The sequence below is a fragment of the Providencia sp. wls1916 genome (genome assembly GCF_009706585.1).
Taxonomy (GTDB): Bacteria; Pseudomonadota; Gammaproteobacteria; order Enterobacterales; family Enterobacteriaceae; genus Providencia; species Providencia lanzhouensis.
This window is the reverse complement of the sequence record NZ_WLUL01000016.1, coordinates 119,252-132,326: the sequence shown is the minus strand read 5'-3', so window position 1 is coordinate 132,326 and position 13,075 is coordinate 119,252. Positions and strand designations below refer to the sequence as shown.

The 13,075-nt window shown below is 38.0% G+C and carries 14 protein-coding genes; 12 read left to right on the top strand and 2 right to left on the bottom strand.

Features of this window, described 5'->3' with window-relative positions; all coding sequences use genetic code 11:
- The first annotated feature begins 209 nt into the window (after nucleotides 1-209).
- From GKR61_RS11575 to GKR61_RS11520, 12 genes are all read left to right on the top strand, one after another.
- The gene (locus GKR61_RS11575; RefSeq protein WP_154639792.1) at nucleotides 210-821 is read left to right on the top strand and encodes a polysialyltransferase family glycosyltransferase; all 612 of its coding nucleotides are present in this window, start codon (nucleotides 210-212) and stop codon (nucleotides 819-821) included.
- Nucleotides 818-1,882: an EpsG family protein gene (locus GKR61_RS18050; protein ID WP_154639791.1), complete on the top strand. Its 1,065-nt coding sequence runs from the start codon at nucleotides 818-820 to the stop codon at nucleotides 1,880-1,882. The genes GKR61_RS11575 and GKR61_RS18050 overlap by 4 nt, the downstream gene beginning before the upstream one ends.
- The gene (locus tag GKR61_RS11565; protein ID WP_154639790.1) at nucleotides 1,860-3,056 is read left to right on the top strand and encodes a glycosyltransferase; all 1,197 of its coding nucleotides are present in this window, start codon (nucleotides 1,860-1,862) and stop codon (nucleotides 3,054-3,056) included. Before GKR61_RS18050 ends, GKR61_RS11565 begins: the two co-directional genes overlap by 23 nt.
- A 16-nt stretch (nucleotides 3,057-3,072) precedes the next feature.
- Nucleotides 3,073-3,885 (top strand): glycosyltransferase family 2 protein, encoded by an 813-nt coding sequence (locus tag GKR61_RS11560; protein WP_336426622.1) that lies wholly within the window; start codon nucleotides 3,073-3,075, stop codon nucleotides 3,883-3,885.
- A gap of 9 nt (nucleotides 3,886-3,894) precedes the next feature.
- Complete coding sequence (locus tag GKR61_RS11555; protein WP_006663210.1) at nucleotides 3,895-4,842, top strand: NAD-dependent epimerase/dehydratase family protein; 948 nt, start codon at nucleotides 3,895-3,897, stop codon at nucleotides 4,840-4,842.
- A gap of 50 nt (nucleotides 4,843-4,892) precedes the next feature.
- Nucleotides 4,893-5,918 (top strand): UDP-glucose 4-epimerase GalE, encoded by a 1,026-nt coding sequence (galE, locus tag GKR61_RS11550; RefSeq protein ID WP_154639788.1) that lies wholly within the window; start codon nucleotides 4,893-4,895, stop codon nucleotides 5,916-5,918.
- A 323-nt stretch (nucleotides 5,919-6,241) separates the two neighbouring features.
- Nucleotides 6,242-7,390 (top strand): polysaccharide export protein, encoded by a 1,149-nt coding sequence (locus GKR61_RS11545; protein ID WP_154639787.1) that lies wholly within the window; start codon nucleotides 6,242-6,244, stop codon nucleotides 7,388-7,390.
- Nucleotides 7,391-7,412: 22 nt separating this feature from the next.
- Nucleotides 7,413-7,841 carry a low molecular weight protein-tyrosine-phosphatase gene (locus tag GKR61_RS11540; RefSeq protein WP_154639807.1) on the top strand — a complete coding sequence of 143 codons (429 nt, stop codon included), beginning with the start codon at nucleotides 7,413-7,415 and terminating at the stop codon, nucleotides 7,839-7,841.
- Nucleotides 7,842-7,873: 32 nt separating this feature from the next.
- Nucleotides 7,874-9,955 carry a polysaccharide biosynthesis tyrosine autokinase gene (locus GKR61_RS11535; RefSeq protein WP_154639786.1) on the top strand — a complete coding sequence of 694 codons (2,082 nt, stop codon included), beginning with the start codon at nucleotides 7,874-7,876 and terminating at the stop codon, nucleotides 9,953-9,955.
- Between the two features lie 119 nt (nucleotides 9,956-10,074).
- Nucleotides 10,075-10,578: a tRNA (uridine(34)/cytosine(34)/5-carboxymethylaminomethyluridine(34)-2'-O)-methyltransferase TrmL gene (trmL, locus tag GKR61_RS11530; RefSeq protein WP_154639785.1), complete on the top strand. Its 504-nt coding sequence runs from the start codon at nucleotides 10,075-10,077 to the stop codon at nucleotides 10,576-10,578.
- Between the two features lie 103 nt (nucleotides 10,579-10,681).
- Complete coding sequence (locus GKR61_RS11525; RefSeq protein WP_006663215.1) at nucleotides 10,682-10,936, top strand: type II toxin-antitoxin system Phd/YefM family antitoxin; 255 nt, start codon at nucleotides 10,682-10,684, stop codon at nucleotides 10,934-10,936.
- Entirely contained in the window at nucleotides 10,929-11,189 is a 261-nt protein-coding gene (locus GKR61_RS11520; RefSeq protein WP_154639784.1) for a Txe/YoeB family addiction module toxin, read from the top strand. The genes GKR61_RS11525 and GKR61_RS11520 overlap by 8 nt, the downstream gene beginning before the upstream one ends.
- 6 nt (nucleotides 11,190-11,195) lie before the next feature.
- Here GKR61_RS11520 and cysE read toward each other — a convergent pair whose 3' ends face one another.
- Together cysE and gpsA are read right to left on the bottom strand one after the other, a co-directional pair.
- Nucleotides 11,196-12,017 carry a serine O-acetyltransferase gene (gene cysE, locus GKR61_RS11515; protein ID WP_036950776.1) on the bottom strand — a complete coding sequence of 274 codons (822 nt, stop codon included), beginning with the start codon at nucleotides 12,015-12,017 and terminating at the stop codon, nucleotides 11,196-11,198.
- A gap of 23 nt (nucleotides 12,018-12,040) precedes the next feature.
- Nucleotides 12,041-13,069: an NAD(P)H-dependent glycerol-3-phosphate dehydrogenase gene (gene gpsA / locus GKR61_RS11510; protein WP_108479153.1), complete on the bottom strand. Its 1,029-nt coding sequence runs from the start codon at nucleotides 13,067-13,069 to the stop codon at nucleotides 12,041-12,043.
- Between the last annotated feature and the right edge of the window lie 6 nt (nucleotides 13,070-13,075).

Genomic DNA, 13,075 nt, shown 5'->3' with positions numbered 1-13,075 from the left:
TTCCATCTGTAGTTTCAAATAAACTTCCTAACGCAATCTTCATACCACGAGGAAATAATGTTTTTAGTAAGTTTTTTAATTATCTAAAATTCAAATTTTCTTTACTAACTAATCTGAAGCTACGCTTCATAATTAAGAATAAAAAGAATCTAAATTTTTATGGGCATGACCATTTGTTTTTTTCATCGCCGTTCTTGAATGATTTTACTTTGATCGAAGATGGAACAGCAAATTACATTCAAACAAATAAAAAATGGTATATTAAAGCAATACTTAGCAAAAGAATATTTGGTGAAAGTATATCAGTAAAAAAAATATATTTATCTAATATGGCTCCAATTCCATTACCGATAATGCATAAAGTTGAGATATTTAATATCGAGTACAACTGGAAAAAACTAAATGTAGCCCAAAAGAAAAAAATAAATTCCATTTTCAACTATACTGACATTCGAATTGACTTTGATGTGATATTAATTACACAACCTTTAAGTGAAGACTCTATAATTACGGAAATAGAAAAAATAAATTTATATAAAGATATAATTGAAAATTATAAATCTAAAAAAATTCTCATTCGAGCTCACCCTAGAGAAAAAACAAATTATAAAAAAATTTTCCCTAACTGTATTATTAGTAGTGAAGCATATCCATTAGAGTTAATATATTTAAATACACCATCCTCAACATTAGCCATCACTTTATTCTCTAGTGGTATACATATCTTTAAAAATTCACATAAAATAATATTCGGAACTTGTTCAAATAAATCTTTAGAGAGGACTTTTGGCCTAATCGAAAAAATGGAAATTTCACAATGAGTTATTTCTTTTTTTTAATATTCATTATATTAATTTCAAGTGCTATAAGTATTCTAAAACTCCCTAAATTACATGTAATAACATTCATTATTACAGCATTATTTATTGGTTTCCGATATGACATCGGGATAGACTACTATAACTATGAGAAAATATTTGACTCATTTAACCAAGTTCCATACCAAATTAAATATGAGCCACTATATTATATATTAAATATAATATCACCATCTTATCTTTGGGTTAATATTTTCTCTTCTATGTTAATTTTGCTTCCTCTTTACTTCTTATGTAAAAAAAGTAAAATAAACCCCACTATATTTATTACTATTTTCATTCTGAGTGATATGTTTTTTTCATCATTCAATATTGTAAGACAAATGATTTCCTTAAGTTGGATAATGTTTGGCACATGGTATTTACTCGAAAAAAAGATTTTAAAATTTATTCTTATTTCTATAATTGCTATTAGCTTTCATTACTCATCTATTTTTGTAATTATTTTAATTTTATTTATTAGTAAAGCCAATTTTAATTTATACCTATATTTCACCGTTGTTTTATTAGTATTCATCGTTAGTAAGTTTAACTTAATCAATAATAATACCCTGACACTGATCTCTCAGTTTAGCGGTTATGAACACTACTTCAATAATACATCCCCCTCTGAAGGGAGTGGATTTAAATTTATACTTTATTTCTTTTTTTATTTAATCCTTCCATTTTTGTTTTTAAATAAATATTTAACTATTAACAAAAATAATATTCTTTATATAAGATTAGTATCAGTAGGGCTTTGCTTTTCATTTTTAGCGTTAACAATTAGTATTCTCTATAGATTTTCTTATTCTTTCCTTTATTTTTATATAATTTTAGTCTCTTCCATTCTAACTAATATGAGTAGTGATATTCTAAAGAAAAAAAATATTTCAAATCTTATTCCTTTAGTACTTGCCATATATATATTCCTATTTATTATTTTTTACTCCAATATATCTAATGAAACATTCGGAGTAAAAAATTACAACTGGTTGATTTATGAAAAAATATTTATTTATTAACAATTCACTTAATGGAACTGGTGGATCGAGAGTTATTCTAAACCTTGCCACGTACCTTTCGGATTCAAACTGTTCTGTTTCTATATTAATAGATAGAATTGATAATATTAATTTTGATGTTGACAGTAGGATAAATTTATTTTTAAGAGATAAGAAAGGTATACGGCCTTATATTAAAAAAAACAATACCGTTCAAATCAGTAAGAAATCTCACAGTCCTACCATACTTAAATTAAAGTTAAAATTAAAAAAAATAATCAACTACATATCAACATTCAAATACTCAAAAGATAAGAGAGACTTCATTGAATTTATTAATAAAAATAGTTTTGATGTCATTATTAATAACAATATTTACAGTCATCTATACCGAATAATGTATGAAAAAAATTCATCTGGGAATTATTTCGTTAACTTCCACAATAGTCCTAAAGAAGTATTTTTACGCCCTGAATTTGCATCTTTTTTCCCACTAAAGAAAATATTTAAAAATGTTAATATCTTAACGGTTTCAAGTGAAATAAAAAATGAACTTTATGAACTTGGTCAGTTTGATATAGAAAAAGTCACTACTATTTATAATCCATTTAATTTTCATGAACTGCATGTTAAAGCAAAAGAAAACCCATATGATACATATCCATTCGATTATATAATTACTGTAAGTACTCTCTCCCAAAGAAAAAGGGTTGAAAGAGCAATTCAATCATTTAAATTGCTAGACCCTCAAGAAAAAAATTTGCATCTGATTATACTAGGCGATGGTTCGTTAAAAAATGAATTATTAAAATTAGTATCTCAGCTTGAAATTACAAACTATGTACATTTCTTAGGTTTTCAATCAAACCCTTATCCCTATATATCGAATGCTAAATTATTACTCTTAACTTCTGATTCGGAAGGTTTACCTACAGTAATTATCGAGTCCTTAATATTAGGCATTCCAGTTATTTCTACTGATTGTCCAACGGGGCCAAGAGAAATATTAGAACCTTGGAAAGAAGAATCATTAGTGAATATATCAAACAATAAAGAGGAATATATAGTTGAACAATTGGCGTCTAAAATGAAAGATATTTTATGCAAAAATTATAGTAAAGATTATGTCATACATAATTCTAATCTAGAACGATTCGAAGATGTATTAATAATTAAAAAATGGCTTAACCTATAGCTATAATGGAAGAATGATGACAATTCAGTTTAGTGTTTTAATATCTCTTTATGATAAAGAATCACCTCAATTCTTTGAACAGTGCTTATATAGTATTTTGAAAACCACCCCCCTTCCTTTTGAGATTATTTTAGTTCTTGATGGTTCTATAAATGAAGAATTACTTATTATTATTAATAAATATAAAACCTTTTTACCCATAAAAATTTTTCCATTACCTAAGAATGTAGGATTAGGCAACGCCCTAAATGAAGGTTTGAAGCATTGCTCAAATGAATGGGTATTCCGTATGGACACTGACGATTTCTGCCTCCCAGATCGTTTTGAAAAACAAATAAAATATATTCAAAATAACCCTGATGTTGTTTTATTAGGTTCAAGCACTGAGGAGTTTGATTCGAATTTAGAAAAATCACTAGGTCTTAGAAATCCGCCGACTAGTCATAACGAAATATTACATTATGCAAAGAAACGAAATCCCTTCAATCATATGACTGTCGCATTCCGTAAAGATGTCATACAACAAGTTGGTGGATATCAGCATCATCTTTATATGGAAGATTACAACCTATGGATTCGAGTCATCGCGGCAGGGCATCAAGTTGCTAATTTAAGCGATGTACTTGTGAATGTTCGTGGCGGAGACTCTATGATTAAAAGGCGCAAAGGCTTAGTTTATATAAAGAGCGAGCTACAACTAGCTAAATTAAAAATAGAACAAAAGATTGATACTCCAATAAATGCTTACCTAACATTTATGTTACGCAGTATTCCTCGACTACTGCCAACATCCATACTCTCCCAAGTTTATAAAAATCTAAGAAAATAAAGGTTTATCATGCTAACTATCATCGGTGGTTCCGGTTTTATCGGAACACGTCTGTCAAACCAATTAAAATCTCAAAATATCGATTTCAAAATCGTTGATATTGAAAAAAGTGAAGCCCATCCTGAGAAATGGGAATTTGGTGATGTCACCAAACCTGAAACGCTTATCGAACCACTGAAAGGTAGTGACGTTATTATTAACCTATCGGCAAAACACAAAGATAACGTTCACCCTATTAGCCTTTACTATGAAGTGAACGTTGATGGTGCCAAAAACGTCTGTGATGTCGCTGAACAGTTGGGTATCAAACATATTGTTTTCACTTCATCGGTTGCTGTTTATGGCTTCGTTGAAAAAGAAACCGGGGAAGATGGCGAATATCATCCATTTAACCACTATGGTAAATCTAAGTTAGAAGCTGAATACGTTTACGATGCATGGCAGGCAAAATCTGCGGACAATATCTTAGTTACTATTCGTCCAACCGTTGTATTTGGTGAAAATAACCGTGGTAACGTTTATAACCTATTCCGCCAAATTGCGTCTGGTCGATTCTTAATGATCGGTTCTGGTAATAACCAAAAATCAATGGCCTATGTAGAAAATATTGCAGCGTTTATTACATTCGCAACCACCTTCACTGAAGGGAAGCATGTATTCAATTACATCGATAAGCCTGATTTTACGATGAACGAATTAACAACGGTCATTTGTGGTGCTCTTAATAAGCCAAAATCTAATATCCGCATTCCATATCCAGTTGGGATTTTAGGTGGCTACTGTTTTGACGTGCTTTCTAAACTGACGGGCAAAGAATTCCCAGTGAGTAGTATTCGTGTGAAAAAATTCTGTGCTCGTACACAATTTAAATCCAATTACATTGGAAATACCTCTTTTGTTCCGCCTGTTACGCTGGAACAAGGTATCGCGAATACTGTGCAATATGAGTTTAAATAAGCCTAATTATTCTTAGTCTTAATTCTGATATTTATAGATAGGATGCAACCATGAGCAGTTCTTGTATATTAGTCACCGGCGGTCTTGGCTATATCGGCAGCCATACCTGTGTGCAAATGATCCAACAAGGTATTCAGCCGATTATTTTAGATAATCTTCATAATGCCAACCTTGAGGTGCTTAATCGCATTGAAACTATTACGGGAACTAAACCGACGTTTTATCAAGGTGATGTGCGTGATAAAAGCATTTTGGACACCATTTTTGCTCAGCATTCAATTAGTTCAGTGATCCACTTTGCGGGGTTAAAAGCAGTCGGTGAATCTGTCGAAAAACCTATTGAATACTATGATGTAAATGTGAATGGCACCTTAGTTTTAATACAAAGTATGCGTCAGGCGGGTGTTAAAAGCTTAATTTTTAGCTCCTCTGCGACAGTGTATGGTGAGCCTGAACATACCCCGTTAACTGAAGAATCCTCTGTCGGAAATACCAATAGCCCATATGGTACGAGTAAATATATGGTTGAGCGTATTTTAACTGACCTCAGTATCTCAGATAACGAATGGTCAATTTCCTTACTACGCTACTTCAACCCAGTTGGTGCGCATAATTCGGGCTTGATCGGTGAAGACCCGAATGGGATCCCAAATAACCTGACCCCATTTATTGCGCAAGTAGCTGTCGGTCGCCGTAAAGAACTTGCTGTATTCGGCGGGGATTATGCCACCAAAGACGGCACTGGCGTCCGCGATTATATCCATGTGATGGATTTAGCTGATGGACATATTGCTGCGTTAAACTATATGAATAAAGATTCAGGGCTTTATATCTATAATCTGGGTACCGGTACAGGAACCAGCGTGCTGGAAGTGATCGCTGCTTTTGAAAAAGCTGTCGGTAAACCAATCCCTTATAAAATTGCCGAACGTCGTGCAGGAGATATTGCTGAATATTGGTCAACTCCAGCAAAAGCAGAGCGCGAGCTTGGTTGGAAAGCCAAATATACCATTCAGGATATGGCTGATGATGTATGGCGCTGGCAATCTATGAACCCCAACGGTTATCAAAGCTAAATCATCCTTGATATAGCATCAATTAGGCGAGCCACCGGCTCGCTTTTTTATTTTTTACATTCTCAAACTTTATTCTCACCACACAGTTAACCTACTCACTCCCTAGTTCGCTTCTAGTCTATTCCTCAAACCACCTTTCACTCACAAAACATTTTCTGCATCAATATCATTTTTTGTTTTATTATATTTTTATATAACATCGATTTTTGGATGAATTATTTGGTTTTTTGTTTAAAACTGAACTATTATCCCGAGCTGACTTTGTGTCGTGTAACTTCGATTGCTAAAAATTACCATTATCCATCCTGATTAGGGCTATTATCATGTTCAGTAAATTTCTCATGGCTATCACAATGAGCATCCTAATTTCTGGGTGTCATCTCGTCCCGGGAACCTATATTTCCACATCAGGAAAAAGGACTATTGATACTGGTAAGCAAGATATCAACCAACTTGTGGATATTTACCCTATCTCCCCTAAGCTGCTAAGTGAAATGCAGGTTGCCCCTGTGATTGCCAAATCTAATCCTCAGCTTGAGGAGCAGCTAGCAAGTTATGACTATCGTGTTGGCGTGGGGGATGTGCTGGCAATTACCGTATGGAATCACCCTGAGCTCACTATCCCCGCTGGCTCCTATCGCAGCGCTGCGGATTCAGGGAATTGGGTTCACGCAGATGGCACCATTTATTATCCCTATATTGGAAAAGTCTCTGTTCTTGGTAAAACAATCAGTGAAATCAGGAAATTAGTCAGCACCCGACTTGCTGCTTACCTTGAAGCGCCACAAATCGATGTCAGCATTGCCGCCTTTCGTTCGCAAAAAATTTATGTGTCTGGCGAAGTGACTAAGCCGGGTTCCTTGCCCATCACCAATGTCCCTCTTACTATTTTGGAAGCCTTTAATACCGCAGGTGGGTTAACCGAAAAAGCGGACTGGGACAATGTGATCCTCACCCGCGAAGGCAAAGAGATAAAAATCTCGCTGCAATCGTTAATTCAATACGGCGATTTAACCCAAAACTACTTAATGCTATCCGGCGATGTTCTCTATGTTCCCCGTAATGATGCGCAAAAGGTCTTTGTGATGGGAGAAGTGGGGAAACCATCAACATTGACTATCGACCGTGCAGGAATGAGCATCACTGAAGCGCTAAGTAAAGCCAATGGACTCAGCCAAACTACCGCAAGTGCAACAGGGATTTTTGTCATTCGGTCAACGCATAAACCCGCACCAATAACAGATTCTGAAGACGAGAACCCCCTTTCTAAAATGGCAGAAATTTATCAACTCGACCTCTCCGATGCGACATCACTCGTGATGGGAACTGAATTTAAATTACAACCTTATGACCTGGTTTATGTAACAGCGGCGCCTGTTGTTCGGTGGAACCGTTTAATCACCCAATTACTGCCAACCATCGCCTCATACAACCAGCTTGCCGAAGGAACTAAGCGTATTCATGCATGGTAATTTTATTTTTAATCAAATGCTTATGTTCAATAACATTCTTATCGTGTGCATGGGGAACATTTGCCGGTCACCCACTGCGGAGCGTTTAATGCAGGGGCTTTTCCCCCAAAAAAAGATCCACTCCGCAGGGCTGATTGCGCGGGAAAATCAACCTGCTGATGCTCAAGCTCGCCATATAGCAAAAAACCATCACCTCTCTTTGGAGGAGAATCGTTCTCGTCGTTTGACCGGGCATTTATGCCAGATGGCAGATTTGATCCTCGTAATGGAAAACACTCATACCCAAAAACTTTATCGGCAATTTCCGCAAACCCGAGGCAAAGTCATGCTATTTGGTGAATGGCTGAATAAAACCGAAATCCCAGATCCTTATAAACACAGCCAGGAGATGTTTGAGCATGTTTATCAGCTTATGGAAAAAGCAGCCGAGTCGTGGCAAGGAAAGATTTAGACTCTATTTAAACTTATTTAAAAACTAACTCTATGAACAATACAGAAAAAAAGCATGTGCCGAACACCGATGAAATCGACTTACTCGCCATACTAAAAACACTGAAATCTAACACGCTAACGATAGCGGCGTTTACTATTGCCGCCACTTTAAGTGCCGGAGTGTATTGCTGGCTCGCGTCTCCTATTTACCAAGCGAATGCTACATTACAGTACGATAAAATAAACCAAGCATCGCTATTAGAGAAAATGAACGATGGAATGCTTTTTGGTGGCAATAACGGGCAAATCGATTCAGAAATTGAAGTCATTAAATCCAGAATGGTGCTAGGCAAAACCGTGTCAGACTTGAATCTAGATATTCAGATTTTGCCTTCAAAGATATTCTCCAAATTTCTGAGTGATGCGGTTATTGTACATATTGCAGAGTATCAACTCCCCCCAGATTTAATCGGTCAACCCGCCACTTTAACCTTTTTAGATAGTTGCCAATATACGCTAGAACTTGCGGGCCAAACTTATCATGGGCAAATTGGCATCCCTTTAAAGCAAGATGAAATTCACTTATTGATTGATTCATGTACCGCTCAAGGTGGGGAAAAACTGACCTTAATAAAAAATGATCGTTATTCTGCTATCGAAAATTTGCGACGCCGTCTCAGTATGAATGAAGCCAGTAAAAGCTCTGGTATCATTAACTTAACAATTAAAGGGACAAATCAGCGCGAAAATATCGAGATTTTGGATAATGTTATTCAAAATTATATTAATCAAAATAGAGAACATAGGAAGCTAGCTACAAACAACACGTTGATTTTTCTAGATAACTACATACCAAAAATAAAAAATAAGCTCGACCATTATGAAAATCAGTTAAATACGTTTCGTAAACAAAATGAGTCTATTGACCTAACGCTAGAGGCCAAATCCGCGCTTGAGAGTGCATTACATGTAGAAGAAAGGTTAAATGAGCTTACTTTTAAAGAAGTGGAGCTTCAACAACGATATACCCGCAGCCACCCGGCTTATCAAGCCTTACTTGATACACGCCAAAAATTGCTACTCGAGAAAGAAAAAGCCAGCAAAAATATTCAACAGCTGCCAAACACCCAGCAGCAAATTATTCGTTTAACTCGTGATGTTGAATCCGAGCAAGCTATTTATAATCAGTTGGTGACCAAGCAACGCGAACTCAGTGTGCTGAATTCAGGGATCACTGCCGATGTGCGAATTATTGACTCTGCGGAGTCTTACCCCATGGCCATCGCTCCCAAGAAAAGCTTAATCATGGTTTTGGCCTCTTTATTGGGTCTCGTGATGGGCTGCGCCTTTGTGATCGGAAAAGAGATTCTCAATAATAAAATTAAGAACACGGAAGAACTCGAGGCGCTAGGCCTTCGTGTTTATGCCACCGTTCCATTCTCGTTGGATGAAAAAAAATCACGGTATCGCGAAAGTAAAAAGCCCCTATCCATTGAAAATCCAGCAGATATGGCAATAGAATCCATTCGTTCATTAAGAACAAGTGTCTATTTCTCTGTGATGAATCAAGACAATAATATTGTGATGGTGACAAGTGCATCCCCAAATGTAGGAAAAAGTTTTATTACTGCGAATATGGCTGTCGTCCTCGCCAATGCAGGTAAAAAAATTCTGCTTATTGATACTGATTTACGCAAAGGACATATTCATAAAACATTTGGGTTAGAAAATAAATCTGGGCTTTCAGAATTCTTATCTCAACACGGCGGGAATTCCATCTCAAAACATCAACAAGTTATTGAGAATTTGGATATTATCAGTCGAGGAAAAAGCACCACGCACTCTTCAGAACTGCTTATGAGCGAGCAATTTAAGCATTTATTGGACTCAGTTAAGCATCAATATGACATGGTTTTGTTGGACACTGCGCCCATTTTTGCGATTACAGATCCCGCTATTATCGGAAAATATGCCGGCACATCACTCTTAGTGGCCTATTATAGCGTGAATACCGTTAAAGAAATTGAACGCGCACTTAAACATTTCAAACAAAATAATATCGAAATTACTGGCACCATCCTTAATGGCATTGATGAAAAATCTGACGATTATCATTATGTCTACCAGTATTAATAGAATGGCGAGCCACCCCTCGCCTTTCGCTCTCATACCGACACAACTAATGCATCTTTCCAAATTTGCGCGTAAACTCTGCATCATCTTTTTCATCCCGACCAATAGCCGTTAACGTTATGCCACATATTGTTTTATTCGAACCTGAAATCCCACCAAATACTGGGAATATCATCCGCTTATGCGCCAATACAGGCTTTAGTCTGCACCTGATCCATCCCCTCGGTTTTACTTGGGATGACAAACGCTTACGCCGTGCAGGGCTAGATTACAGCGAATTTGCGGATATCAAACATCATCATGACTATTACACATTCTTAGAAAGTGAAGGGTTAAATCCTGATAATAATCAGTCTCCAACGGGCGCCCGTGTGTTTGCGTTAACCACCAAAGGTAAGCCAAGCCACAGCAATGTAAGCTATCGGGAAGATGATTATTTGATGTTTGGACCAGAAACCCGCGGCTTACCGCCTTATGTTCTCGATAATATGCCGATCGAGCAGAAAATTCGTATTCCGATGCTGGCTGAAAGCCGCAGTATGAATCTTTCTAACTCGGTCGCCGTTGTGGTATTCGAAGCTTGGCGCCAGCTTGGGTATCCGGGTGCACTGCTGAAAGACTAATTTAGTTTGCTTATGCCGTTTGCTAGATTTAGAACAAATCTTGAACATCATTTAAGTTGCTGCTAGACTTGTACAATAAATAGTACAAGATAGGTATCATACAATGAAAACCATTTCCTTTAGTGATGCTAGAAGCAATTTGAAAGCAGTGCTTGATAGAGTTGTTGATGATATGGATACGACGATTATAACCCGCCGTGATTCTGAAGCGGCTGTAGTTATGTCCTTGGAATACTACAATAGTTTAATGGAAACCATCTACCTATTGCGCTCTCCTGCAAATGCAGAGCATCTCAACAAATCCATCGAGCAATTTAAAGCGGGTAAGATTTCAGAGAGAAAGCTAATCAATGAGTAGACTTCTAACATGGACGGATCAAGCTTGGGAAGATTATCTATACTGGCAAAGACAAGATAAAAAGACATTAAAGCGGATCAATAAACTCATTGAAGACACAAAAAGAACGCCATTCAGCGGTATAGGTAAACCAGAGCCACTAAAAGAAAACTTAGCTGGCTTCTGGTCTCGTAGAATAGATGAAACTAATAGGCTAGTTTATGCAATCGAAAATACCGCACTAATCATCATTGCCTGTCGCTATCATTACTAGCTTTATTTAAATCCCATCCCCGCCTTCAAAACCATCAACGTTACCATTAAAGTTTTGATCCATCTCCAGCGATGGCTTATCGCTTGTTGGCTTACCGACAATACGCGCAGGAACTCCCGCCACTGTGGTATGAGGAGGAACTGGGTGCAGCACTACAGAGCCAGCGCCGATTTTTGCGCCGCGACCAATTTCAATATTGCCCAGAATTTTAGCGCCAGCGCCAATCATCACCCCTTCACGTACTTTAGGATGACGGTCGCCACAGGTTTTACCGGTACCGCCTAGCGTAACAGACTGAAGAATAGACACATCATTTTCGACAATCGCCGTCTCACCAATCACGATCCCCGTCGCGTGGTCGAGCATGATCCCACAGCCAATACGGGCAGCTGGATGGATATCGACCCCAAAAGAGACCGAAATTTGGTTTTGCAGATAAACGGCCAACGCTTTACGCCCTTCACCCCATAGCCAATGCCCAATACGATAGGCTTGTAGGGCGTGAAAACCTTTCAAATACAGCAGTGGCGTAGAATATTTATCAACCGCAGGGTCTCGTAAACGAACAGCAGAGAGATCCATCGCCGCAGAAAAAATCATCTGCTCGTCATTACGATATGCTTCTTCCACAATTTCGCGGACTTCCATTGCGGGCATAATCGGTGAGCTCAACTTGTTCGCCAACATATAGCTAAGCGCACTACCGAGGTTGTCATGCTTCAGTAATGTCGCGTTAAAAAAACTGGCAAGTAAAGGCTCACAGTCAGCAAGCGCCTTGGCTTCTTCCTTAATGTAACCCCAAATTCTATCCAGTTCTTCACGCGACATAATGGCTCTCTTCTATATTATTATTAGCTTGGTAATTTAGGCATGTCTGCAATTTCATCTTTAGTTGCACGCCCGAGCAATGCTTGGGAGGCTTCTAACACATTTTTATTGCAGTAGAGAATTTGATAAATCTGTTCCGTGATTGGCATTTCAACACCAGCACGCTCCGCAAGGGCTTTCACCTCTTTGGTATTACGATAGCCTTCAACCACTTGCCCAATCTCTTTTTCCGCCTCTTCCACACTGACACCATTGCCTAGCATCATGCCGAAACGGCGGTTACGAGATTGGTTGTCGGTGCAGGTTAACACTAGGTCGCCAAGTCCTGCCATACCCATAAATGTGGATGGATCAGCACCCAGTGATACACCTAAGCGGCTCATTTCGGCTAAGCCTCGTGTGATCAATGCCGTACGTGCGTTTGCGCCGAAGCCCATACCATCAGAGATCCCAGCGCCAATCGCGATAACGTTTTTCACTGCGCCACCAAGTTGCACACCAATCATGTCAGGGTTTTTATAGACGCGGAAACTTTTGCCACAATGGAATAATTTTTGTAAATCATCACCAAATTGGCTATCGGATGCAGCGACTGAAATAGCCGTAGGGAGACCGGCTGCAAGCTCTTTTGCAAAAGTGGGGCCAGAAAGTACCGCCAGAGGAATTTCGTTTCCTAATACCTCACGCGCTACATCTTGCAACAAACGCCCGGTATCTCTCTCTAACCCTTTGGTTGCCCAAATAATGCGGGAGCCCGCTTTTAGATACGGTTTGATTTGCTTGAGCACATCACCAAATACATGGCTAGGTACCACAATCAAGATATTCAGGCTCGCTTCAACGGCGCTTTTTAAGTCCGTTTCGAGAGATAAACTATCAGGGAAAGAAACACCAGGTAAAAACGCTTGATTGCTACGTTCTTGGTTTAATTTACGGATGTGTGCTGGGTCATGCCCCCACAACACCACCTGATGACCATTACGTGCAAGAGTAATGGCTAAAGCGGTGCCGTACGAGCCGGCACCGATCACTGTCATTGAAGCAGTATTCATTAAGCG

Coding starts and splice junctions, on each gene's coding strand:
- GKR61_RS18050 (WP_154639791.1), top strand. CDS start 818: ATGAGTTATTTCTTTTTTTTAATATTCATTATATTAATTTCAAGTGCT.
- GKR61_RS11565 (WP_154639790.1), top strand. CDS start 1,860: ATGAAAAAATATTTATTTATTAACAATTCACTTAATGGAACTGGTGGA.
- GKR61_RS11560 (WP_336426622.1), top strand. CDS start 3,073: ATGACAATTCAGTTTAGTGTTTTAATATCTCTTTATGATAAAGAATCA.
- GKR61_RS11555 (WP_006663210.1), top strand. CDS start 3,895: ATGCTAACTATCATCGGTGGTTCCGGTTTTATCGGAACACGTCTGTCA.
- galE (WP_154639788.1), top strand. CDS start 4,893: ATGAGCAGTTCTTGTATATTAGTCACCGGCGGTCTTGGCTATATCGGC.
- GKR61_RS11545 (WP_154639787.1), top strand. CDS start 6,242: ATGTTCAGTAAATTTCTCATGGCTATCACAATGAGCATCCTAATTTCT.
- GKR61_RS11540 (WP_154639807.1), top strand. CDS start 7,413: ATGTTCAATAACATTCTTATCGTGTGCATGGGGAACATTTGCCGGTCA.
- GKR61_RS11535 (WP_154639786.1), top strand. CDS start 7,874: ATGAACAATACAGAAAAAAAGCATGTGCCGAACACCGATGAAATCGAC.
- trmL (WP_154639785.1), top strand. CDS start 10,075: ATGCCACATATTGTTTTATTCGAACCTGAAATCCCACCAAATACTGGG.
- GKR61_RS11525 (WP_006663215.1), top strand. CDS start 10,682: ATGAAAACCATTTCCTTTAGTGATGCTAGAAGCAATTTGAAAGCAGTG.
- GKR61_RS11520 (WP_154639784.1), top strand. CDS start 10,929: ATGAGTAGACTTCTAACATGGACGGATCAAGCTTGGGAAGATTATCTA.
- cysE (WP_036950776.1), bottom strand. CDS start 12,017: ATGTCGCGTGAAGAACTGGATAGAATTTGGGGTTACATTAAGGAAGAA.
- gpsA (WP_108479153.1), bottom strand. CDS start 13,069: ATGAATACTGCTTCAATGACAGTGATCGGTGCCGGCTCGTACGGCACC.